Raw genomic sequence first — 23,548 nt, forward strand, 5'->3', positions numbered from 1 at the left:
TTCAGGCACCGGCCTCGACGGCCTTGAGGACGGCGAACCCGTCGTCGATGATCTTCTCCAGGCGGGCGATCTGGTCCGCGGCGGGCTCGACCAGCGGCGGCCGGACCGAACCGACCTTGTCACCCCGCAGGCGCGCGGCGGCCTTGACCAGTGACACGGCGAAGCCCTTCCCTTCGTCCCGCAGCGCCACCAGCGGCAGGTAGAACCCGGCGAGCAGCGCCTCCATGACGGCGTCGTCGTTCTCCGCGAGCGCACGGTGGAAGCGGGCCGCGATCTCGGGGGCGAAGCAGTGCACTGCCGAGGAGTACCGCGCCACGCCGACCGCGGCGTAGGCGCGCGCGGAGACCTCCGCCGTCGGAAGACCGTTGAAGAACAGGAAATCCCGGGCCCGGTCGGTGCCGACGGAGCGGATCGTGGTGATGATCCGGCTCATGAGTTCGACGTCGCCGAAACCGTCCTTGATGCCGACCACCGACGGGATGCCGAGCAGTTCCACGGCCGAGTCCGGGGTGAACACGCCGGTGGAACGGTGGTAGACGATCACCGGGATCGAGGAGTCCCCGACGGCGTACCGGACGTGGTCCACCAGACCGGACGGCGGGCCGGTCACCAGGTACGGCGGCAGGAGGAGGACGCCGTCCGCGCCACCCGCCTCCGCCGCCGCGATCCCGGCACGGGCCGACGCCGCGCCTCCGCCCGCGCCGACCCACACGGGCACACGCCCGGCGACGACCTCACGAGCCTTGCGCAGGATCGCTGCGTGCTCGTCCGGGGACAGCGAGCTGAATTCGCCCGTACCGCAGGCGACGAACAGCGCACCGGCTCCGGCGGCCACGTGGCTCTCGACGGTTTCCGCGAAGGCGTCGAGGTCGAGTTCCAGCCCCTCGGTGAAGGGGGTCAAGGGGAACGCCAGTAGGCCGTCGAGTTCGATCTTGGGCTGTGCCATGGATTTCTCTTTCGTTCTTTGTGGATGGTCCCGGGTACGGGCCCGGTCAGGCGGGCACGGTGGTGCCGTCCTGCGACTTGCGGGGTAGGACGTCGTCGTCGCGGTCGATCGTGTCGATGAGCTCGTCGGTGGAGGCCTTGCGCTCGGGCATGAGGTAGCCGAGCCCGATGAACAGCCCCAGCGAGACCAGGATCGGGGTGGACACGGTGACCGCGAGGGTGGCGTTGTAGCCGTAGTAGGCGATCGCGTAGGCGATGAGACCGCCCGCCCACGAGATCAGCGCCGCGCGGGAGCCGGACCGGCGGAACCAGGGGAGCATGCCGAGCAGCAGCGGCACCGAGATCGGGCCCATCAGGGCCGCGACCCAGAGCACCACGATCCCGAGCACACCGCCGAGTTTGGGGGCCTGCGTGGCGACCGCCATGGTCAGCACGATGAAGATCGCGGTCGTGATACGGGCGGCCAGCAGACCCTGCGCTTCGGTCCACCGCCGGGTCTTCTTGATCAGCACCGGCAGCATGTCGCGGGTGATGACCGCGGAGATCGCGTTCGCGTCGGACGACACCATCGCCATCGTGTGGGAGAAGATGCCTGCCAGCACCAGCCCGATCAGGCCCGGCGGCAGGAAGGTCGTCGTCATGATCGCGTAGGCGTTGTCCGGGTTCTCGATGTTCGGGATCAGCAGCGGTGCCGCGAACATCGGGAACATCATGAACAGCGGCCACACCAGGTACAGGATCGAGGAGAGCCGTGCGCCCCGGCGTGCCGCGTGCGTATCCGGCGCGGCCATGTAGCGCTGCGCCAGGTTCCACATACCGCCGTTGTACTCCAGTGTCTTCACCAGCACGTAGACGAGTAGCACTACGGTGGTGAACTTCGACGTGGTCGGGTTGAGGTGGCTCGGCGGGAGGTCGCCCCACATCGTCCACAGACCGGAGACGCCGCCGAGTTTGCCCAGCACCACCCAGAGCATGGCGATGGCCGCGATGGCCTGGATCACGAACTGGCCGAAGTCGGTGAGCGCGTCGGCCCAGAGACCGCCGACGGTGCAGTAGACCAGCGTGACCGAACCGGTGATGATGATGCCCCAGGTGTAGTCCACCCCGGCGAAGACGTTGAGGATCGTGGCGATCGCGAACCACTTCGCCGCGATGTCGAAGATCTTCAGCAGGCTGCCGCTCCACGCGAGCGCCTGTTGCGTCGGGACGTTGAACCGCCGCGCGAGGTACTCGAGCGGGGACGCCACCCCCAGCTTCGACCGGAGCCTGTTCCACCGTGCGGCGAACAGCCAGCTCCCGATACCGACACCGATGCCGATGCTGGCCATGCCCCAGAAGTAGACGGTGATCCCGCTCGTGTAGGCCACGCCCGCGTAGGCCACGAACAGCACCGCGCTGTAGCCGGACATGTGATGCGAGATCCCGGTCAGCCACCAGGGCATTCGGCCCCCGGCGGTGAAGAAGTCCTTCACATCGTGGATCCGCTTGTGCGACCACCAGCCGATCACGACCATCAACGCGAAATACGCGCAGACCATCGCCCAGTCGAGTACGTGCACCGTTGACTCCTCTCCGCGTTCACGAAGGCCCAGCCCGACCTGTTCACATCCATGAACGGAGTCTGTTATAGTGATTATGTTCATCTATAAGAACGCTGTTCGGGACGCTAATATGGCCGGAGTCACAAGTCAACGGCCGGATGGAGGAGCGCGGATGCCACAGCAGAAAGCCGCTGTCACAGTGGCGAACGGTGCGCCCGCCGCCGAACCCGCAGGGGTCAAATCGGCCCGGCGGGCGATCGACCTCATCGAGACCTTCGCCGCGAACGACGTTTGGCTCTCGCTGTCGGATCTCCACGCGCGGACCGGATTCCCCAGGTCGAGCCTGCACGGGCTGCTCCGCACCCTGCTCGAAGCAGGCTGGCTGGAGGTGGACACCAACACCGCCCGCTACCGCCTCGGCGTCCGCGCGCTGATCTGCGGCACGGCCTATCTGGACCGCGACCCGGTCGTCCCGTACGCGACCGAGGCGCTGGAGCGGATCCGGGAGAAGACCGGCTACACCGCGCATTTCGCGCGCCGCGAGGGCACCGACGTCGTCTACCTGGAGACGCGCGAGTCACGGCACTCGACGCATCTCGTGTCCCGGGTCGGCCGCACGCTGCCCACCCACGCGACCGCGCTGGGGAAGGCGTTGCTGGCCGAGCTGACGCACGACGAGATCGACGGGCTCCTGACCGGAGAGCTGTCGGCGCTCACCCCGAACACCATCACCACCGTCGAAGCGCTGCACGCCGAATGCGCGAAGACCCGCGAACGCGGCTATGCGGCGGAAATCGAGGAAGGCAGCCTCGGCGTCCGGTGCGTCGCGGCCGTGATCCCATACCGCATCCCCGGCACCGACGCGATCAGCTGCTCCATGCCGGTCACCGAGGTCACCGACGCCGATGCCCAGCGCGTCGGCGAACTCCTCGCCGAAATCACCGCGGAACTCGGCCAGCAACTGCGTCGCGCCGGCATCCGCTGATCATTCCCTACTTTCTTTCACTGACAAGGGGTTCACATGGCAGACCAGCGCGTCCTGATCACCGGCTCGGCGGGCATCGTCGGCACCCTGATGCGGCCGCGGCTGCGCCGATCCGGCCGGGTACTGCGGCTGCTCGACCTGGCTCCGCAGCCCGAAGCCGAGGCCGGCGAGAGCGTCGAGCTGATCACCGCCTCGGTGACCGACCCGGAGGCGATGGCGGAGGCGTGCGCCGGTGTCGACGCGTTGATCCACCTGGGCGGGCACAGCCGCGAGAACTCGTGGGAAGCCACCCTCGACGTCAACATCAACGGCACCCATACCGTCCTCGAAGCCGCGCGAGCCGCCGGTGTGCCGCGCGTGATCCTGGCTTCCAGCAACCATTCCGTCGGCTTCCGCCGCAACGACGAAGCGGGCGAGCACGGCCTCCCCGCCGACTCCACGCCCCGGCCCGACACCTACTACGGCGTCAGCAAGGCGGCCATCGAAGCGCTCGGCAGCCTGTACCACTCGCGGTTCGGCATGGACGTGATCGTCATCCGGATCGGCTCCTGCTTCGAAAGCCCGCTCGTCCTCGGCCCGCGCGGCCTGACGACCTGGCTCTCCCCCGACGACGGCGCGCGCCTCTTCGAGGCCTGCCTGAGCTACCCCTCCCCCGGCTACCGGCTGATCTGGGGCGTCTCGGACAACACGCGCCGGGTCTACTCGCTCGCCGAAGCCGAGGCCCTGGGCTACAAATCGCTCGACAACGCGGAGACCTACGCCGACCAGCTGGCCGACCTGCCCGCGCCGACCGGGGTCGCGGCGGAGTACGTCGGCGGACCGTTCTGCACCGCGCCACTGGGGGCGCACAACCCGCTCTGAGCCGCGACTGGCCGGTCACGCCGTCTGGGAATGTCATGAAAGGGTCGTTCAGGACACTTTTCGTCCTGAACGACCCTTTCATGACACTTGGACGTGGCTTCGGGAATCCTGTCCAGGCCTGCGGTCAGCCTGTCAGCCGTTCCCCGAGCCGGCGCGCGAGATCGGCCAGGTCGTCCCCGGGGATGTCCAGGTAGCCGCGCGCCGGGTCGAATATCGCGGTCTGCTGCTGGTCGTACGGGACGCCAGGAGGCAGAGGCGCGAGGTGCCAGTGGACATGTCTGTTGGCTTGTTGACTGCCCAAGGACAACACGTAGAGCCGTTCGATCGAAAGCAGGGCGCTCAAGGCGCTACCCGCACGATGCACGACCCGCTGGATGGCCAAGTACTCATCGACGGTGAAGTCGCTGACGACGTGCTCGCGATGCTCGACCGGGGCCACCAGGAAGTGCCCGAACACGGAGGGAAAACGGCTGGCGAAGACCACGGCGTCGGCGTCCCGGTACGCGACGTGATGCGGGTATTCGGCGTTGCCTACGAGAAGTTCGCAGACGAAACACGCCCGGCGGGTGAGGTCGAAATAGGCGTCGGCTTGCCACGGAACACGATCGGTCATACCACGCAGACCTTCCCAGTGCGGAGTTTCGCCACGCGAAGCGTTGCCACCACATAGGATCACCTCGGCGCGGTCCGGACGGCCCGGCCGATCCCGAACCAGGCCTGATCGCGCGTTTCCATGGCCTCGCTACGACACCCACTCGTACAGGCTGTAGTGCATGAACTTCAACCTGCATTGATATTTGGGCCACCAGTCCTTCTTGACGCCATACCTCCCCCAGGCGTGGCAATTGGCGCGGGCCGCCCACATGCTGACACCGTCGACGAACCAGTAGCGCGAGTGCGCCCACTGCCAATGCCCCTTCTTCGCCTCGACGGTGACGACGCCATCACTCGGCGCGCCGGCCGTCCCGGCCATCGCCGGAGCAGTCACCACACTTGTCGATGCACCCGCTATCAGCAGCGCCGTCGCGAGACGTACGAAGACGAGTTTGAGCGACATCATTCTCCTTCCGTGAATCACCGGATCCCCTTTGGGCCATCGAAGCCAGGATGGGTAGTACATCCCAGAGGCTCCAACTCCTTTTCGCTGGAGCGAAAAGTCCGAACACACGACCAAGCGGTCAGCGGCAGGCAAGTGAGACATCCGTCCCGTTGCGCAAAGCGGAATTTCATGGCTCGTACTGGCGGAGCCCACCCATGGCAGACGCCGTGACCTGCGAGGATCATCGCAACTCCGCAGAACGAGTCCACGAAGGGGCCTTTCTGTTGCATGACTAGGAATTTCGTGCCCCCGACGGCACGCCGATAGCGTCGAATTCATGGAATCGACCTTTCAGACGGCCGAAGAAATGATTGCCGCGTTGCGCGCCGGTGCGGTGACATCGGCGGAACTGACCGGCGAGGCGATCGCCCGGATCGAGCGCGACGACGAGGTGATCAACGCGATCTGCGTGCCGGACTTCGACCGCGCGCGGGCCGCCGCGCACCATGCCGACCGGGCACGGGCGCAGGGTGAGGACCGGCCGCTGCTCGGCGTCCCGGTGACGGTCAAGGAGTCGTACAACATGGCCGGGCTGCCCACGACGTGGGGCATGCCGGCACACCGCGACTACCTGCCCGCCGAGGACGCGGTTCAGGTGTCGCGGCTCAAGGCCGCGGGCGCGGTGGTGCTCGGCAAGACCAATGTGCCGCTGGGGTTGCAGGACATCCAGAGCTTCAACGAGATCTACGGCACCACCGTCAACCCGTGGGACCACGATCGGACCCCGGGCGGGTCCTCCGGCGGGTCGGCGGCGGCACTGGCGTGCGGGTTCGGCGCGCTGTCCATCGGCTCCGACCTCGCCGGCTCGCTGCGCACCCCCGCGCATTTCTGCGGCGTCTACGCGCACAAGCCGACGCTCGGACTGGCGACCGTCCGCGGCATGGTCCCGCCGTCCGAGCCTGCCTTCCCGGCCGACTTCGACCTCGCGGTCGTCGGTCCGATGGCGCGCACCGCCCGCGATCTCGCGCTCCTGCTCGACGTCATGGCCGGACCGGACCCGTTGACGCACGGCGTGGCGCACCGTTCGGCACTGCCGCCCGCCCGCCACGAGCGGCTCCGCGATTTCCGGGTCTTGGTCCTCGACGACCATCCGCTCATTCCGACCGGGTCCGCCGTGCGAGCGGGCGTGCACCGGGTGGCCGACGCGCTCGTCGACGGTGGCGCCCGCGTCGCACGGCGCAGTCCGCTGCTGCCCGATCTGACCGAGGCCGCGAAGCTCTACATGGAGCTGCTGATTTCGGGCTCCGTCGCGCGTTTCCCCATCGAATCGCTCGAGCGGCTGCGGGCCGGCACGGACGACCAGAGCCTTGACGCCGTACGGCTGCGCGCCATGCTGTTCAGCCATAGCGACTGGATGGAGGCGGACAAGCGTCGGCAAGTCCATCGCCATGGTTGGCGGCGACTGTTCGCCCAGTTCGACGCCGTGGTGTGCCCGATCACGCCGACGCCCGCGTTCCCGCACGACCACCACCCCAATCCGATGGCACGGCGCATCGCCATCGACGGCGTCGAGTACCCGTACTTCGATCAGCTCGTCTGGGCTGGCCTGGCCACCATGCCCGGCCTGCCCGCCACCGCGATACCCACGGGCCGGTCCCCCGAGGGCCTGCCGGTCGGGGTGCAGCTCATCGGTCCGATGTTCGAAGACCGCACCCCGTTGCGACTGGCCGAACTGCTCGAGCAGGAGATCGGCGGCTTCCAGGCACCGGAGTAGCGGCGTGCGCTACGTTGCCGCCCATGACGAAGCTCGGTCAGGTCGCCTGGCCTCCTGCCCCGATCGAGACCGAGCGGCTCGTACTCCGCGGGTCCGAGGCCCGGGACCGTGCGGCGTTCATCGAACTCTTCGCCTCGCCGGAGGTGGGCACTTACATCGGTGGCGCTCGGCCGCGGGACGAACTCGAGCGCACGAGACCAGACGTGCCGGGCCGGCGCCCGGGGCTCTTCGTCATCGAACTCGACGGATCGATGATCGGCATGATCACGCTCGATCAGCGTGACGCGGAACGTCCGGGGCATATCCGTCCGGATGCCGGGGAGACCGAGCTCGGTTACCTGATCTTGCCGCAGGCGTGGGGACGCGGGTGCGCCGCCGAGGCGTGCGCGGCGGCGCTCGACTGGTTCGCCGACGCGCTGCCCGGCGAACCGGTGGTGCTCTGCACACAGACTGCCAACGAACGCTCGATGCGCGTCGCGGCGAAGCTCGGTTTCACTGAGGTGGAGCGGTTCGAGGAGTACGACGCCGAGCAGTGGTTCGGTGTTCGGTACCCGCCATCCCGCTGAGTGCACGAAGCGGGTCGTCCTGCCGGTGCTGAAACCTCGTGAGTGGTGAGGACGGTTATTGAGGGGTAAGGCAAATGTGGCGTGTTGCGAAAGCCACTTTCGCACCGTCAGTTCAAAGTGATCGACCCAGGTGGTGGTGAAGGCCTCCTTGCCTACTCTGAAGGTAGGGAAGGGGCCCTTCGCTACGCCGTCGACGTGGCTTTCGCGACACGATCGAAGGCGGCCATGAGCGGACCGCCCACCGCACCCGACACATTTGCCTTACCCCTCAATAGAACCGTCCTCACCACTCACGACCGGGGCGGGAAACCGTGTCACCCCACCGCGATCGACTGGAACGTCACCGGGATCCGCGGCGGTCCGGTCCCGTCGCCCGGCCCCTTCTCGTCGTCCACCCCGCCGCGCGCGACCTTGTCCAGGGTCTGGAGTCCGGCGTCCGAGATGCTCCCGAACACGGTGTACTCCGGCGGCAGTTCCGCTTCACCGAAGACCATGAAGAACTGGCTGCCGCCCGAGTTCGGCGCCTGCTTCTTCGCCATGGCGAGAATGCCCCGCCCGTACTTGAGTCCGGAGAAGACCTCGTCCGGAACGGTGTATCCCGGCCCGCCCATTCCGGAGCCTTCCGGGTCGCCGCACTGGAGCATCTGCAGTCCCGTGGTACCGAGCCGGTGACACGAGGTGCCGTCGAAGTAACCCTGCTGCGCCAGCGAGAGGAAGCTCGCCACGGTGCACGGCGCGAGCCCGCGGTCCAGCGACAGCCCGACTTCGCCCGCCGTCGTCTTGAGGGTGACGGCCATCGTGCCGGACGCCGGGGTCGGGCCCGCCGCGGGCGGGTTCACCTTCTTCGGCACGGGACCGGAGGAATCCGCCGGGAACGCGCAGTCCGTCGGATCCGCCAGCGGCGTGCTGCGCTGCGGCACCGGAACCCTGCTCGCAGGGATGTTCACCGGACTCTGTGTCGCCGTGTCCTGCGCACTGGACGTCGGAGCCGACGAGGACGACGACACGGCCGTGTTCTTGTCCTTCGAGTCCGGCAGGAAGAACCCCGGCGCCACGAAGCCGGTGATCGCCACGACGGCGACGATCACGACGAGCCCCAGCGCACCCAGGCCCACCCAGAGCACCGTCTTGTTCGACGACGGCGGCGGCGGCTGTTGCGGCGCGCCGTACCAGCCTTGCTGCTGGTACGGCTGCTGCGGATAGGGCTGCTGGGGATGCTGCCCCTGCGAAGCCCCGGGGTCGGGCGCCTGACCTTCGGGCTCGCCCGGCTGCGGTGGCTGGGACATCTGTGCTCCTGTCGTCCGGAAGAAGTACAGGAACACTCTCGCGTATCGCCGCTCACGACGTCACGGCATCCCCCATGACGCGCTGTTCCCGTTCGCCGGGACGGGCCGGATCTCGAGGTCGGGCCGGTCGCCCGCGCGATGCACGACGGCCTCCTCCCCACGCCGCAGGTCGAGGTGGACGTCGCCGTTCGGTAGCCGCCGCCAGCGTTTCGGCCGCCCCCACCGGTCGCGGACGGTCAGCTCCCCGTCCATGTCCGTCCGCAGCACGCACGGCGCCCCCGCCTCGCTCGCGACCTTGACCCAGCGTGTCTTCCCGGCCTGCCGGGAGGCACTGAGCAGGAACGCGCCCTCCGTGCGGAAGTCGCGCAACGCGGCGTCCGCCCATGCGGCGGGCACGGCCGGGAACAGCCGGATCACCCCGCCCCAGCTCTGCACGAGCATGTCGTGCAGCGACTGCGCGGCCGAAAGCGGCGTCTCGATCACCGGACCGGATTCCTTGTACATCGTGTTCGGCTGGATGTAGCGCCGCTGCAGTTCATCGAGGTAGAACGCCGCCTTGTCGCCGCGCAGCATCTGCGCCGACATCGACGCGGCGCCGGTGAACGTGTAGCCCTGCAACGCGCCTTCGAAGCCCACCCAGTGGTCGAGCGAGGTCTCGATGATCCGCCGGTGCTCCGGCCGCTCCCAGGTGATCTCGTACAACGGGTAGATCTGCAGCAGGTGCGAGTAGTGCCGGTGCGATTTCGCGAACGGCACACCCGCGCCGATCATGTAACCGTTGGCGTCGGCCGGATACGGGACCAGCGTGGCCGGCACTTCCCGCCATCGCCCCGCGAGCGGGTCGTCGACGCGCAGTTCCGCCGCCGACTCCAGCAGGATCTTGCAGCCCCACCGGATCAGCGCGAGGTCGTAGTTGCAGTCCGGCGCGTTCACGCCGTACTCCGGGGAGAACGTCGCCGGCAGATGCAGTTTCCCGTCCGGCCCCGGTGCCAGGAAATGAAGGTAGTAGTTGATCGCCTTGCGCAGCAGCGGGAACAGCGTGTCGCGCAAAAGGCGCCGGTCCATCGTGTGCCGATAGGACAGCCAGACGTTGTGCAGCGCCCAGGTGAGATTGCCGACCTCCGGAGTCGGCGTCTCCTTACCCGGGATGCCCACCGGGAACCCGGCGTTCGTACCGACCGCGCCGTTGAGCAGGGTCATGTCGGTCGTGCGCGGGATGCCCGCAGAATCGTGTCGGTAGGGCTCGGCGACCTGGCTCGTCAGGTTCGCCCGGAACTTGCCGAGCGCGTGGCTCACGGCGTCCAGTTCGAGGTGATTGGACCCGTGGATGAGCCAGTACTCGAGCTGGACGTTCAGGTTCCACCAGGTCGCGGGCCACGGGGTCGGCTCCAGCCACGGTCCGCAGGTCGCCATCACCGGCGCTTCGCGGCGCGCGGCGGAGGCGATCTTGTACAGCTGGATCCAGTAGAAACTCTGGAGCCGGGTGTCCGGAACGGACAGGAAACCGTGCCGGTAGTAGTCGTGCCACCAGCGACGATGTCCGATCGTCAACGCGGAGAACGGCTCTGCCCGGCGGACCGTCTTCAACGCCTCTCGCGCGGCCGTCCGCTTCGGGAACGACCATGCCACGGACGTGTACAGCGTCCGCTTCGATCCGCGGGTGACCTCGCGCCACGCCGTGACGTGCTCCCCGCCGGACAGCAGCGTCTGCACGGAAAGCCTGGTGTCACCGCTACTTTCCAGGCTCGCGGGCGGGTTGGCGACATACCCGGCGGGCGGCGGCTTACCGAACTTCGGATCCGTTCTGGGGCTCACCGCTTCGGCCGGGTGGAAGACCCACTCGAAGCCGCGCTCCCCCTCGGACGGCTCGATCTCGACGGCCAGCAGCGACTGTCCGGTGTGGACGATCGCGCGCAGCGCGAGACTGCCCGCGGCCGTGGTGATCGTGCCCCTGAGTTCGGCGTTCCAAAGGTCCATTCGCCAGTCGATCCCGGTGATCGCGCCGACCGGTTCGAGGGTGAAGTACCCGATCGGCAGGCGCGCGAGGCCGAACAGCGAGCCGAATTCCGGCCGGTGATCCTGCACCTCGCTGTGCTGGACGGTGAAGCGGACGGCGTTGCGGCCCGGTTCGGCGTAGCTGCCCGAGCCGAGGAAACCGTTGCCCAGGAAGGGTCCTTCGTACCAGGTCTTCGGCATGCGGCGCCAGATCAGGTCCGCCGTGCCGAGGAAGCCGGGCCAGTCGAGGCCGCCGAGCGCGAAGTCGTTCTCCACCGCAGACACCGGCGGCGCGAATCCGGCCGCCGCCACGCCCGCCAGCGCCCCGCCGAGCATCGTCCTGCGTGTGATGTCCATCTTCAGACCCCCCATGCCGGAATTCCACGATCGCCAGGAACGTCCCTTGGCTCCAGCGCCGGACGCGTACCGCGTCGCGTGACGACGGCCGTCCCGCCGCGGCCGAGTGGGATCGAGATCGCGCCGGGACCCGCGTGCCGCCAAGGAAGCCGCCGTCCGCGCCCGTCACGGACGTCGATGTCGCCGGGGATCCCGTGCCGCAGTGTGAGCGGCTCCCCCGCCTCACTGTGGACACGGATCCATTCGGTCGCGCCGTTCGCGCGGGAAGCGTCCACGAGGAAGGCACCCTCCGCGCGCAAGCTCTCGAAGGACGCGTCCGGCCACGTCGACGAGACCGACGGGAAGACCTTGAGCACTCCGTGATCGCCCTGCAACAGCATGTCCACTATGGACTGCGCGACGGTGATGGGACTTTCGATCGCGAGGTTCGCACCCTCGCGGTACATCGTGTTCGGCGTCAGCTGCGTGTTGGCCACGACGGTCCCGTCGAGGAAGATCTTCAGGTACCGCAGGGCTTCCTCGGGCGCGTCCATCACGGAGCTCATCGACGACGCCGCCGCGAAACTGTACCCGTGCCATTTCGCCTGGGCACTGGACCAGTGCGCGAAAGTGCGGCGCATGATGTCCCGGTCACCGGGACGGTCCCAGAGTTTCTCCCGCAACGGATAGAGCCAGAGAAGATGCGAGAAGTGCCGATGCGAGTCGGCCAGCGGGACACCATCGCCGATCAGCACGCCCTGGGCGGGATCCTGGTGGTACGGCACCAGCTTCTCGCCGATCTCCCGCCACGCCGGTACCCGCGGGTCGTCGATCCGCAGCTTGGCCGCCGATTCGACGAGTGTCCGCGCGGCCCAGCGGATCAACGACAGGTCATAGGTGCAGTCGGCCGCGTCGGCGTACTCGGGTGACCTCGTCATCGGCAGGTGCAAGACGCCGTCCGGGCCGGTGGCGAGGAAGTGGCGATAGTAGTTGAGCGCCTTGGCGAGCGTCGGATACAGGACGTCGCGCAGGACGCGGACGTCCATGCTGTGCCGGTACGCGAGCCACACGTTGTGCAAGCCCCAGATCAGGTTGCCGGTCTGGTCGTTCTTGGTGGCGGGCCCCGGGATCCCGACCGCGCGGGTGCCGCCGGGCCGCAGCCGCCAGTCCCCCGGATGCGAGAGGGCGTACGTGTCACCGTCCCGGTACGCGGGAGGGACCGAGAGTTCGAGGTTGGCGTGGTCACGACGGAAGGTCGCGGTGACGGCGTCGAGTTCGGGATGGTTGCTGCTGTTGACGATCGGATACGTGACCTGGACGTTGAGGTTCCACCACACCGCCGTCCAGCTGTTGCCGACCTCCGGGAACCACGGCCCCCATTCGGCGACGACCGGTCCGTTCGCGCGGGTGGCGCAGGCGGTCTTGTACAGCTGGATCCAGTAGAACCGTTGGACCCGCTTGTCCGGAACGGAGACGAAACTGCGGCGGTAGAAGGCATTCCACCAGCGTCGATGGACGGCGACGAGGCCGTCCGGATGCACCGCCGACGCTCGATCGACCCTCCTGATCGCCTCGGCGGTGTGAGTCGGTTCGGGGAACGCGTACGCGACCGTCGCCGCCAGGAGCCGTCGCGTGCCGATCGTCCGCTCACGCCACGCCGTCGTGTACCCGCCGCCCGCGTGGAGCGGCTGCTCGCAATACCGGGTCCCGCCCGCACTGGCCAGCTTCGGAACGGGATTGGCCGTGTACTCGGGCGGTTTGCGGATCGTCCTGGTCGTCGCCGATTCGAGCGGCGTGAACCCCCATTCCGCGGACGCCTCCCCGGTGAGCGAGACGAGGAGGAGGTCCTGGTCGTTGTGGACCAGCGCGGAGAACCGCACCGAACCCCGGGTGGTGGTGATCGTGCCGCCGAGTTCGGCGTTGTACAGGTCCAGGTGCCAGTCCACCGCCGTTATCGCGCCCTCGAAGGTGAGGGTGAGGTAGCCGATCGGGAGCCGCGAGTACCCGATGCCCGCTTCCCACTGCCCGCGCTGGTCCTGGACCTGAGAATGGCTGAGCATCACCTTGAGGACGTTCGGCTGCGCGCCCGCGTAGAACTGCACGCCGAGGAAGCCGTTGGCGAGGAACGGGCCCTCCTGCCAGTTCTTCGGCATCCGCTTCCAGAGCATGCGCGCGTCGTCGACGATCCGGCGATGGACGTCCTGCCCGGCGACCGCCGGCGGAGCCCCCTGAGCCCAAAGGCCACCGAGCGCGGCCGCCCCCGCCGCGACCCTCAGCATCGATCGCCTGGACAGCTCGGCCATGGGTCGCCTCCAGATTCATACTACGTTTACCGCAGATCAAGTCCTGGCGACCGGCATGTTTCCAGAGATAGTCGAGCTTTGGCCACCCCCTTCACTCGCGCAGCGGTACATACATCCGATGTCTTATCGGACAATTCATCTGTTGCTGAGTAAATTCGCGCGCAGCGCCCTGACCGCAGCGTCGGACACGCCACGTTGCCGCGCCCAGCCCGCGAATCCGCCGAAGTCGTCCTCGACGGTGTCCAGCAAGACGTTGATCGTGCCCTCGGTGCACCGGAACAGTTCCTCCGGCAACCCGAGCGACCGGAACCGCGCGATCACCCGGGGCAGGCTGTACGCGCTGCGCAGGTAGTCGCGGACGATCACCTCCCGCGGCGCCCCGGCGAGGCCGAGCGCGAGGGCGGTGACGATCCCGGTCCGGTCCTTGCCCGACGCGCAGTGCACCACGACGGGCCGGGACAGCAGGACCGCCAGGATCTCGACGGCGACCATGAGGTTGTCGTCACGCCGGAGATGGTCGGCGTAAATCTCCTCCAGTGCGGTCGATCGTCCTCTTTGGACGGCTTGGAGGGGCACGTTCACGTAGTGGGCGCCGGGCAGCTCCGCACGGCCCTCGCTGACGGTCTCGGCGCTGGAGCGAAGATCGAGGACTCCTTCGATACCGAACCGCCCGAGCAGGAGCTCCTTGTCGGTCGAGGTCAGCGCCTGCAGGGTGTCGCTGCGGAACAGCCTCCCCCGCCGGATCGGCCCACCGCCGGCGTCGCGGAAGTTGAACGCGCCGGTGAGCGCGTAAGCCACCGCCGTCACCGGGACTCCTCGCCGAACTTGATGGTCCCCGCCGAACCGTCGACGGTGATCACCTGCCCGGTGGTGATCACCGCGGTCGCGCCGGGAACGCCGACCACGGCCGGGATCCCGTGCTCCCTGGCCACGGTGGTGCCGTGCGAGATCATCCCACCCGTTTCGGTCACCAGCGCGGCCGCCGTCAGGAACAGCGGCGTCCACCCGGGGTCCGTCGTCGCGGCGACCAGGATCTCGCCCGGCTCGATCCACGCCCCGTCGGGATCGTGGATCACCCGCGCCCGGCCCGTCACCACCCCGGCCGCCGCGGCCTGTCCGGTGAGACCGCCGCCCGGATCGGCTTCGAGGGCGGGCACGGTACCGTCGGAAAGCACGACCGACGGCACCCTGGGCCTGCGGGATTCCCGCTCCCACAGCTGCCGCCGCCGCGCCACCGTCGCTCGGAGATCCCTGCCGCCCAGGGCTTCCCTGACTTCGGCGAGGTCGAGGAACATCACGTCGCCTGCCCGTTCCAGCCGCTCCGACCGGACGATCTCCTCGCCGACAAGGAGCAGCTGCGTCCGGAGTGCGGCGAAACCGCGCATGAGGCAGAACTTCGGGAACTCGCGCAGTCCCCGCAGCCGCCTCGACCTGTGGAGCAGGAAGCGCGCGAGTACCGCCCGGTGCAGCTTGGTCGCCGGGAGACGACGGGTGAGTTCGACGATCCGCGCTTCGGCCGCCGCCGCCGCGTGGGCGAACCGGGTTTCCGCGTCCTGCTCCTCACCTTCCGCGCGAAGCAGATTCGACAGCATCGCGAAAACCGGCTCGGGATCATCCGTCCAGCGGGGAACGCCGAAGTCGATCTCCGAGGTGGCGCGGCAGCCGTATTCCGTCAGGAACGCGGTGACACCTTGCTGGATCACCTCCGGCAGCGTCCCGGCGAGCTGTTTGACGGCGAGCTCGTCGGGCGCGGTCTCCAGCAAGAGCCGGAAGGCCTCCTCGTCGCGTCGGATCGCCTCCCCCACGCGCCACAGCGCCAGATCCATCTCGGTGGTCGGATTGTGCGGGACACCCCGGAAGACGGCGGCCACCTCGGACTCGTCCACGTGGCCGCGCAGGAGCCGCACGGCCAGCTGCCCGCCGGTCGCCCCGGCGGTGTTGGCGTCGCGAGGGAGATTCGCCTCGATCCGGCAAACGTCACGCCGGACCGATTCCACAAAGGACAAACGTTCTTCCGCGGTCGCCTCGGCCGGCCCCGAGAAGGCCGCGATCCGCCGTTCTGCGTCGCGGACGACCTTGGCGCGGGCCTTATCCGGCCACAGCCACGCGAGGACCATCCGTTCCCAGCGGCGGCGCGGGTTCTTCGGCGGGACATCGTGGCCCGGAGGCACCGACGGGAACCGGCGATCACGACCGAGTCGCTCGACGATCCGACCCGATGGCGCCGCGAGGCTGTCGGCGAACGCGGCCATCTTCGGCCGCTTCGCCGGGCTCCGCACGCCGTCGGTGATGTCCCAGTACAGCCACCCGTCCACATCGGTGATCTCGTCGGAGAAGCCGAGCGCGGTCATGTACCCCGCCATTCCCCGCTGACGCTCCCGGATCATGGCCGCGCCCATCGGCGTGAAGGGACGGCTGATCCCCTGGTAGACGTTGACCGACCAGTACGCGCGCAGTTCCCCCTCGCTCTCCGGTACTGGGAACAGGGTGGTGATGTCCCGTGACTGGGTCAGCCACAGCTCACCCTCGCCATCGAACGCCCACTCGACGTCCTGCGGCGCGCCGAAATGCTTCTCCAGCCTTCTGCCGACCGCCGCGAGCGCACCCAGTCGCGACGGCGTCAGGCAGCCGTCACCCGGCCCCTCGATGATTTCGCCCTCGACGCCCAGCCGATAGTGGTCCGGAGTCACCGCGCCGGACACGACCGCTTCGCCCAGTCCAGGAGCCGCGTCGACGATGACTTCGGATCGTTCGCCCGACACCGGATTCGCCGTGTACAGCACCCCGGCGCATTCGGCGTCGACCAGCCGCTGCACGATCACCGCGATGGTGGGAGCGCGATCGGTGTCGTGCGCCGCACGGTATCTCGCCGCCCGGTCCGACCACAGCGACGCCCAGCAACGGCGCACCGCGGCGAGCACCTCTCCGGCGCCCTGTATGCCGAGGAAAGTGTCGTACTGGCCCGCGAAACTGGCGTCCGGCAGATCCTCGGCGGTCGACGAAGACCGCACCGCGACCGGCCCGTCCCGCGAAACCCTTTCGTACGCCTCGACGATCGCGGTTTCGAGCCGGTTCGGGATCGGCACGGTCAGCACATGGGCCCGCAACCGGCTCGCCAACCTTCCCGCGTCGTCGGGCGGCACACTGGCCAGCTCGCCTACGCCGTCGGCCAGCACCTGCCGATACGCGGCGGTCGTGACGCAGAAACCCTCCGGCACAGGAAAACCGGCCGCCGTCATCTTCGCCAGATTCGCCGCTTTGCCACCGACGAGGTCGCGCGGGCAGCCTCCCGCTTCGGCGAGCTCGAGAATCACTTTCGTTCCTCCCAGGGGATGTTCGCTTGTCCCAAGCCTGCATCCTCAACCTGGGTTGAGTTCAACTGCCGAGCCTCGTACGCCGCGCGAAGCTCTTCGGCGGCCTCCTCGGGCTCCGTCCGGAGACGGCTGGGCAGGGTCTGGAGCACAGCGATCCCTGCTGCGGCATACCTGGCGTTCCTGTCCAAAGTCTTCGCATAGGCCTCCTTCGCGAAGTGGAAGTCGTAGGAATCGATCTCCCAAGCGAGCCGGACCTTCTTGAAGTAGCCGTCGGGCGTCGCGATGTACTCGCCGCTTCCGTCCCGGAGCGGCTGGTTCCAGACCGGTTCGGGCAGACCGGAGAGCCGCCAGACGTTCATCGCGTCGATTTCGGCGACCGACCGGGCTCCGGCGACGATGTGCTGGAGGGCGGCTCGCGGGATCGCCGAGCCCCGATTGCTTCCCGCGTCGAGTTCTTCCAACAGTTTCGCGGGGCTCAGCCGGCCGACTTGCACCGCCTCGGCGAGCAAGGCGGAAACCGCCCTGGGCGAGCGGAGCCTTCGGCACAGGTCGAGAACAGCGCGGGCGAGCGGCGCCACCGGAACGCCGTCCTCAAAGTGCGGTCGTGGCATCCGTGTCGTGCGCTCGACGATCACGAAACCCGAACTGATGATCTTCTGTTCGTGCGGGACCAGGAGATGCACCCGCGTCGGCCCGGCGGGCACCGTGCGCAGGCCACGACCACGGCAGGCAGCCGCGCCGGTGACCACCGCTTCCCGGCCGGCGTACAGCAACGCGGCGTCGATCAACTGCCGGTGGTTGGGCTCACCCCCGCCGAGCAGCACTACACCCGGCAGCAACAGGCGCCAAGGCCGTCCCGGCTGACAGCGCCGATAGCAGGTTCTGGCGGGAACACCGAGCTCCACGAGCTGAGCGACGGTGATGACACCGCCGCGGCTGTGCTGGTAGAGCCGCTCGGGATCTTCGGCCCACGCTCCGGCTTTCACCCCATGATCGTCAGTGCTCTGACGAGGTCTCACCAGTGCCTTCCGGCGATCTGTGGACAACTCGTCACACCAGCACCACTGTGGACAACCGACTGGATGTCCTGAAGGCCCCCTTTGAGACGTCTGACGTCTCAAAGGGGGCCTTCAGGACACGCGAGGCGCGTCAGGGAAGCGAAGGCAGCGCCGGAGCGTCCAGCCAAGCGTCGAAGAACCCAGCCAGCGAGCGACCAGCGAAGCGTTCGGCAAGCGCCACAAAAGCCGCGGTGGTCACCAGACCGTGCCGGTTCTCCGTCGCCCAAGCCTTCACCAGCGGGAAGAACACCGCGTCGCCGACGGTCAAACGCAAGGCGTGCAACAGAAGGCCGCCGCGTTTGTACACGCGCTCGTCGAACATCCGCGCCACGCCGGGGTCGGAGAGCCGCAGATCCGCGGGCTTCACCTTCATCCGCGCGTGCCAGGTCTTCGCCCACTCGTGCGCGCTCTGCCCGCCGGATTCCTCGGACCAGAGCCATTCCGCGTAGGTCGCGAAGCCTTCGTTCAGCCAGATGTGCCGCCAGTCGGCGACGGTCAGGCTGTTGCCGAACCATTGATGCGCCAGTTCGTGCACGACGAGTCGTTCGTGGGTGCGCCGCCCGTCGACGTGGTTGGCGCCGAAGATCGACATACCCTGTGCCTCGATCGGGTCGTCGAGGTCGTCGTCGGTGACGACGATGACGTACTCGCCGAAGGGGTACGGCCCGAACAGTCGTTGCAGCGAGTCCATGATCCGGCCCTGTCGCCCGAAATCACGGGCGAACGCCCGGCGCAGGCGTGGCGGCACGGCGGCCCGTTGCGGGACCGAGGTGACCACAGAGCCGCCGTCGAGGTTGATCCGGAAGGCCTCGACGGCGGGGTGCGAGAACCAGCCGGGCTGGGGACCGGAGACGAGTTCGACGTCGTCGTATCGTCCTATTTGGACGCTCATCAGGTACGTCGGCGTCGGCTCGGGTCGTTCGAAGACCCACTTCGTGGTGCTCGCGCGTTCGTGCCGCTCCACCAGGTTCCCGGTGACGGCCACGAGATACGGCGACGACGTCGTCAGCGCGACACGATAGGTCGCCTTGTCCGAGGGATGGTCGTTGCACGGGAACCACGACGGCGCCCCGACCGGCTGGCTCGCGACGAGCGAGCCGTCGGTCAGTTCGTCCCAGCCGATGTCGCCCCACAGCCCGGGAAGCGGCCCCGGGTTGCCGACGTAGTGGACCTCGACCACGAACTCGCTGCCGAGTGCCAGCGACTTCGCCGGCTTCACCTGCAGCTTGTGCGCGCGCCGCGTGTACTTGGCCGGTTTCCCGTTGACCAGCACGCGGTTGATCCGGAACTCGCCGAAGTCCAAGGTGAACCGAGACAGCGCCTGCGTCGCCTCCGCGGTGATGGCCGCGGAGGCCGACAGCCGGTTGGGACCGATCTTGTAGTCCAGCTCCAGATCGTAGTGCCGGACACGGTAACCGCCGTTACCGTGACGGGGCAGATAGGAGTCACCGGAAATGTCCGAGCCGGGCGAGGGCTGTGCGGAGGCCTTCGAAATCACCCGCGAACGAACCCCGCTTCCTACTTCGTCCAGGCCGAGATGGGATTGCCCAGCCAGCGCGAATCGGCGGGAACCGCGTCGCCCCGGGTCACCAGAGAGCCCGGTCCGACCGTCGTCCGCGCGCCGATGCTCGCGCCAGGCAGCACGATACCGTGCGGCCCGAGCGTCGCTCCCTCGTCCAGGGTCACCGGCGACATCGTCATGATCCGGTCGTGGAACAGGTGCGTCTGCACGACGCAGCCGCGATTGATCGTCGCGCCGTCGCCCAGGCTCACCAGGTCCGACTCGGGCAGCCAGTACGTCTCCAGCCACACGCCGCGGCCGATCTTGACGCCCATGGTCCGCAGCCACGCCGGCAGCAGCGGCGTGCCGCCGAGGGAACCGATCAGCCACGGCACGGCGAGCGCCTCGACGAAGGTGTCGGCGAGTTCGTTGCGCCAGACGAACGAACTCCACAAGGGATGGTCGACCGCGCGGAACCGGCCGACGAGCAGCCACTTCATCGCGGTGGCGGTCAGCGCGGCGACGGCACCGGCGGCGAGCAGCAGCGGCCCGCCGAGCAGCACCGCGACCAGGAAGCCGTACGCCGCCGCCAGCGCGAAGATCCCGGCGGCCACCAGCACGGTCAAGGCGACACCGCACATCACCGGCACGATGCGGCACAGTTCGACGAGCGCACGCGCCGCCTTCAGCCGCAGCGGCGGCGTGTACGTGCGGCTCGTGTCGGCCTCGCCGACCGACCGGCGGACCGGCAGCGGCGGCATCCCGAGGTACGACGAGCCCTTCTTCGCCTTGAGCGGGGCCGACGACAGCACACCGACCAGACCGCGTTTCGGCACCGAACGTCCCGGCGCGGCCATCCCCGAGTTGCCGAGGAACGCCTGCTTGCCGATCCGCGCCGGCGCGACGTGCAGCCAGCCGTGGCCGAGTTCGTAGGTGGCGACCATGGTGTCGTCCGCGAGGAACGCGCCACTGTCCACCTGGGTCATCTTCGGCAGCGCGAGGACGGTGGACGCCTCGACGTTGCGGCCGACCTTCGCCCCGAGCATCCGGAGCCACACCGGGGTGAACAGGCTGGCGTACAAGGGGAACAGTCCCTCCCGCGCCATGCCCATCAGCCGTTCGGTCGCCCAGACCTGCCACGCGGCACGCCCGTGCACCGGGTGGTAACCCTCGACCATGCCGATGCTCAGCGAACGGACGCCGACGAGCACGAGCAGGGCGTAGGACAGGAAGTACGCGATGGTCGCGAGCGGCGTGAACAGCAGCGCCTGCCCGAGGGCGGCGCCGAGCGAACCCGTCCCCGCTATCGCGTAGCCGAGCACCGCGACCGCCGGAAGCGCGGCGACAGCGGGCAGAAGACCGAGAGCGACCGAGGTCGCGCCGTAGACCGAAGCCCAGAACCGCGAGCGCGGCGGGCGGCTCGACGGCCACTTCAGCGAATCCTTCGTGGCACGGGCGGCGGGGGCACCGGCCCAGCGCTGCCCGGTGGGCACGTTGCCGCGGACGGTCGACCCGGCCGCGATCTCCGCGCCCTTGCCGATCCGGGCGCCGGGGAACAGCGTGCTGCGCGCGCCGATCCGCGCGTCGGCGCCGATCCGGATCTTGCCGATGTGCACGAGATCGCCGTCCACCCAGTGCCCGGTCAGGTCGACCTCGGGTTCGATGGCGGCACCGCGGCCGAGTTTCAGCATGCCGGTGACCGGCGGCGGGGAATGCAGGTCGACGTCCTTGCCGATCCGCGCGCCGAGGGCCTTGGCGTACGTCGTCATCCAAGAAGCGCCCGCGACACTGTCCGCGCCGCTGAACTCGGCGAGCTTCTCGGCGGCCCACAGTCGCAAGTGGACACTCCCACCGCGCGGGTAGCTGCCGGGACGGACTCCGCGCAGCAGCAGCCGCGAGCCGGTCGCCGAGATCGCGATCCTCCCGGCCGGGCTGAACAGCGCGATCCAAGCGGCCGCGATCCAGGCCCAGTGCAGCGTCGGCGCCCAGGCGAAACCGGCCAGCGACAGCACGTTCGACAGCGTCGCGGCGATGGTCGTCCAGCGCAGGCCGACCAGGCCCATCAGCGGGATCATCAGCAGCGACTGGATGATCCCGGCCTTGCGCGGGGTCGGCGCGATGTCACGGCGCTCGGTCTTCTCCCCGCTCAGCGCGTCCAGCATCGACGCGAGCGCGCCGAGCTTCGGGTTGGCGTAGATGTCGCTCACCGACACCTGCGGATGCCGGGTGCGGATCCGCGCGATCAGCTGCGCGGCGGTCAGGCTTCCGCCGCCGTTGGTGAAGAAGTCGGCCTTCGGGTTGTCGACCGAGACGCCCAGGATCTCCGCCCAGCCTTCGGCGAGCCAGCTCTCCGTCGGCGACAGACCGGATTTCGCGGCGTCCACAGTGGACAGCGGCCAGGGCAGCGCGTTGCGGTCGACCTTGCCGGAAGTACGCGTCGGCAGGTCGTCGATCAGGGCCAGCAGTGGCACGAGCGCGGCGGGCAGCTGCTCACGCAGCCGGGTCGCCGCCTCGTCGTGGTCGAACTCGACTCCTTCGGCGGGCACGACGTACCCGACGAGCACCTGGTTTCCCGCCTTGGTGCGGCGGACCGCGGCCGCGGCGCCCTGCACGCCGGGCAGCGCCTGGAGCGCGGCGTCGACCTCGCCGAGTTCGATCCGGCGGCCGCCGAGCTTGACCTGCTCGTCGAGACGGCCGAGGAACAGCAGGCCCTCGGCCTCCGCGCGGACCATGTCACCGCTGCGGTACGCGCGCCGCCAGCCCAGCGAGGGCAACGGCGCGAACTTCTCGGCGTCCTTCTCCGGATCCAGATACCGGGCCAGGCCGACGCCGCCGATGACCAGTTCGCCGGTCTCCCCCATCGCGACCGGCTCGCCCGCCTCGTTGACGACGGCGAGCTGCCAGCCCACCAGCGGCAGGCCGATCCGGACCGGCCCCTCTCCGGTCATCTGCGCGGCGCAGGCGACGACGGTGGCCTCGGTCGGGCCGTAGGTGTTCCAGACTTCGCGCCCTTCGACGGCGACGCGTTCGGCCAGTTCCGGCGGGCAGGCCTCGCCGCCGAAGATCAGCAGGCGGACGTCCTCGAGCGCGTCGGCGGGCCATAGCGCGGCCAGCGTCGGCACGGTCGAGACGACGGTGATGCCCTGCGCGACCAGCCACGGGCCGAGGTCGACGCCGGTCCGCACGAGCGAACGCGGCGCCGGGACCAGGCAGGCGCCGTGGCGCCAGGCGAGCCACATCTCTTCGCACGACGCGTCGAACGCGACCGACAGGCCGGCGAGTACGCGGTCGCCGGGGCCGATCGGCTCCTCGGTGAGGAACAGCCGCGCTTCGGCGTCGACGAAGGCGGCGGCCGAGGCGTGCGAGACGGCGACGCCCTTCGGCTTCCCGGTCGAGCCGGAGGTGAAGATGATCCAAGCGTCGTCGGCCGGTGCGGGAGTGCCCTCGACCCCACCGGGCGAGCCGAGCACGGTGATCGCGCCGCCATCGGAGACGACGGCGGCGACATCGGCCTCACCGAAGACCAGTTCCGCGCGCTCGTCCGGGTCGTCCGCGTCGACCGGCACGTAGGCGGCGCCGACGGACAGGATGGCGAGGATCGCGACGTAGAGCTCCGCGGTGCCGGAAGAGATCCGGACGCCCACCCGGTCGCCGACGCCGACACCGTTGGCGGTCAGCTTGCGGCCGTAGGCGTCGATCTCCTCGACGAGCTTGCGGTAGGACAGCGTGGTCTCGCCGTCGTCGATCGCGCCCGCGTTGGGGTGGCGGGCGGCGGTCTCGGCGAGGATGTCGAGCAGGGTGCGCTCACCGGCTCCGAGACCGGACCAGAACAGGGCTCGGTCGGCGACGGGAGCCGGGGACGGGGCAACGGTGACTTCGGCGACGCAGGCGATCGGACGGGAATCGGCGGTCAGGGTCATCGAGTCACCACGGGCAGGACGGAGCTGGGCAGAAAAGAACCATGGGCGCTCAAGCCCATCACACACCTTTCGCGAAGTGCGTCATTCGGGCTCGCTCTCCGAATGAGGCGCCCGCTAGCAGACT

The 23,548-nt window shown here is 68.9% G+C and carries 16 protein-coding genes; 4 read left to right on the forward strand and 12 right to left on the reverse strand.

Annotation, left to right across the window (positions count from 1 at the left end):
• Nucleotide 1: 1 nt before the first annotated feature.
• Together AC0685_RS07665 and AC0685_RS07670 are read right to left on the reverse strand one after the other, a co-directional pair.
• Nucleotides 2–946, reverse strand: a complete 945-nt coding sequence (locus AC0685_RS07665) for a 5-dehydro-4-deoxyglucarate dehydratase (protein ID WP_478224848.1) — start codon at nt 944–946, stop codon at nt 2–4.
• Between the two features lie 46 nt (nt 947–992).
• Nucleotides 993–2,504, reverse strand: coding sequence for a sodium:solute symporter family protein (locus AC0685_RS07670; protein ID WP_478224849.1), 1,512 nt, complete (start codon nt 2,502–2,504; stop codon nt 993–995).
• Between the two features lie 154 nt (nt 2,505–2,658).
• Here AC0685_RS07670 and AC0685_RS07675 point away from each other — a divergent pair, with 154 nt between their 5' ends.
• Nucleotides 2,659–3,471, forward strand: a complete 813-nt coding sequence (locus AC0685_RS07675) for an IclR family transcriptional regulator (protein WP_478224850.1) — start codon at nt 2,659–2,661, stop codon at nt 3,469–3,471.
• Between the two features lie 36 nt (nt 3,472–3,507).
• Entirely contained in the window at nt 3,508–4,332 is an 825-nt protein-coding gene (locus tag AC0685_RS07680) for an NAD-dependent epimerase/dehydratase family protein (RefSeq protein WP_478224851.1), read from the forward strand.
• A gap of 124 nt (nt 4,333–4,456) precedes the next feature.
• On the opposite strand, the gene AC0685_RS07685 is transcribed toward AC0685_RS07680, so the two are convergent.
• Both AC0685_RS07685 and AC0685_RS07690 read right to left on the reverse strand, forming a co-directional pair.
• Entirely contained in the window at nt 4,457–4,945 is a 489-nt protein-coding gene (locus AC0685_RS07685; protein ID WP_478224852.1) for an HIT family protein, read from the reverse strand.
• Nucleotides 4,946–5,074: 129 nt separating this feature from the next.
• Nucleotides 5,075–5,392 (reverse strand): hypothetical protein, encoded by a 318-nt coding sequence (locus AC0685_RS07690; RefSeq protein ID WP_478224853.1) that lies wholly within the window; start codon nt 5,390–5,392, stop codon nt 5,075–5,077.
• Between the two features lie 316 nt (nt 5,393–5,708).
• On the opposite strand from AC0685_RS07690, the gene AC0685_RS07695 reads away from it, so the two are divergent.
• The gene (locus AC0685_RS07695) at nt 5,709–7,145 is read left to right on the forward strand and encodes an amidase (protein WP_478224854.1); all 1,437 of its coding nucleotides are present in this window, start codon (nt 5,709–5,711) and stop codon (nt 7,143–7,145) included.
• Nucleotides 7,146–7,168: 23 nt separating this feature from the next.
• Entirely contained in the window at nt 7,169–7,711 is a 543-nt protein-coding gene (locus AC0685_RS07700; protein WP_478224855.1) for a GNAT family N-acetyltransferase, read from the forward strand.
• Between the two features lie 314 nt (nt 7,712–8,025).
• On the opposite strand, the gene AC0685_RS07705 is transcribed toward AC0685_RS07700, so the two are convergent.
• The 8 genes from AC0685_RS07705 to AC0685_RS07740 all read right to left on the reverse strand — a co-directional run bounded on the left by AC0685_RS07705 (nt 8,026) and on the right by AC0685_RS07740 (nt 23,424).
• A complete protein-coding gene (locus tag AC0685_RS07705) occupies nt 8,026–8,997 on the reverse strand; it encodes a peptidylprolyl isomerase (protein ID WP_478224857.1) in 972 nt (323 codons plus the stop codon).
• Between the two features lie 60 nt (nt 8,998–9,057).
• Complete coding sequence (locus AC0685_RS07710; RefSeq protein ID WP_478224858.1) at nt 9,058–11,349, reverse strand: glycosyl hydrolase family 95 catalytic domain-containing protein; 2,292 nt, start codon at nt 11,347–11,349, stop codon at nt 9,058–9,060.
• Between the two features lie 2 nt (nt 11,350–11,351).
• Nucleotides 11,352–13,631: a glycosyl hydrolase family 95 catalytic domain-containing protein gene (locus AC0685_RS07715; RefSeq protein WP_478224859.1), complete on the reverse strand. Its 2,280-nt coding sequence runs from the start codon at nt 13,629–13,631 to the stop codon at nt 11,352–11,354.
• A gap of 135 nt (nt 13,632–13,766) precedes the next feature.
• Entirely contained in the window at nt 13,767–14,438 is a 672-nt protein-coding gene (locus AC0685_RS07720; protein WP_478224860.1) for a tyrosine-protein phosphatase, read from the reverse strand.
• The gene (locus AC0685_RS07725) at nt 14,435–16,945 is read right to left on the reverse strand and encodes a PEP/pyruvate-binding domain-containing protein (protein ID WP_478224861.1); all 2,511 of its coding nucleotides are present in this window, start codon (nt 16,943–16,945) and stop codon (nt 14,435–14,437) included. The genes AC0685_RS07720 and AC0685_RS07725 overlap by 4 nt, the downstream gene beginning before the upstream one ends.
• Nucleotides 16,942–17,931, reverse strand: coding sequence for a hypothetical protein (locus AC0685_RS07730; RefSeq protein WP_478224863.1), 990 nt, complete (start codon nt 17,929–17,931; stop codon nt 16,942–16,944). The genes AC0685_RS07725 and AC0685_RS07730 overlap by 4 nt, the downstream gene beginning before the upstream one ends.
• A gap of 163 nt (nt 17,932–18,094) precedes the next feature.
• Nucleotides 18,095–19,501: a M1 family metallopeptidase gene (locus AC0685_RS07735; RefSeq protein WP_478224864.1), complete on the reverse strand. Its 1,407-nt coding sequence runs from the start codon at nt 19,499–19,501 to the stop codon at nt 18,095–18,097.
• Between the two features lie 20 nt (nt 19,502–19,521).
• Nucleotides 19,522–23,424 carry a Pls/PosA family non-ribosomal peptide synthetase gene (locus tag AC0685_RS07740; protein WP_478224865.1) on the reverse strand — a complete coding sequence of 1,301 codons (3,903 nt, stop codon included), beginning with the start codon at nt 23,422–23,424 and terminating at the stop codon, nt 19,522–19,524.
• Nucleotides 23,425–23,548 lie beyond the last annotated feature (124 nt).

The organism is Amycolatopsis sp. NPDC043889 (genome assembly GCF_056435645.1).

Bases quoted from the DNA above. Each gene is read 5' to 3' on its own strand.
- AC0685_RS07665 (WP_478224848.1), bottom strand. From the start codon at position 946: ATGGCACAGCCCAAGATCGAACTCGACGGCCTACTGGCGTTCCCCTTG.
- AC0685_RS07675 (WP_478224850.1), top strand. From the start codon at position 2,659: ATGCCACAGCAGAAAGCCGCTGTCACAGTGGCGAACGGTGCGCCCGCC.
- AC0685_RS07680 (WP_478224851.1), top strand. From the start codon at position 3,508: ATGGCAGACCAGCGCGTCCTGATCACCGGCTCGGCGGGCATCGTCGGC.
- AC0685_RS07685 (WP_478224852.1), bottom strand. From the start codon at position 4,945: ATGACCGATCGTGTTCCGTGGCAAGCCGACGCCTATTTCGACCTCACC.
- AC0685_RS07690 (WP_478224853.1), bottom strand. From the start codon at position 5,392: ATGATGTCGCTCAAACTCGTCTTCGTACGTCTCGCGACGGCGCTGCTG.
- AC0685_RS07695 (WP_478224854.1), top strand. From the start codon at position 5,709: ATGGAATCGACCTTTCAGACGGCCGAAGAAATGATTGCCGCGTTGCGC.
- AC0685_RS07700 (WP_478224855.1), top strand. From the start codon at position 7,169: ATGACGAAGCTCGGTCAGGTCGCCTGGCCTCCTGCCCCGATCGAGACC.
- AC0685_RS07705 (WP_478224857.1), bottom strand. From the start codon at position 8,997: ATGTCCCAGCCACCGCAGCCGGGCGAGCCCGAAGGTCAGGCGCCCGAC.
- AC0685_RS07710 (WP_478224858.1), bottom strand. From the start codon at position 11,349: ATGGACATCACACGCAGGACGATGCTCGGCGGGGCGCTGGCGGGCGTG.
- AC0685_RS07715 (WP_478224859.1), bottom strand. From the start codon at position 13,631: ATGGCCGAGCTGTCCAGGCGATCGATGCTGAGGGTCGCGGCGGGGGCG.
- AC0685_RS07740 (WP_478224865.1), bottom strand. From the start codon at position 23,424: ATGACCCTGACCGCCGATTCCCGTCCGATCGCCTGCGTCGCCGAAGTC.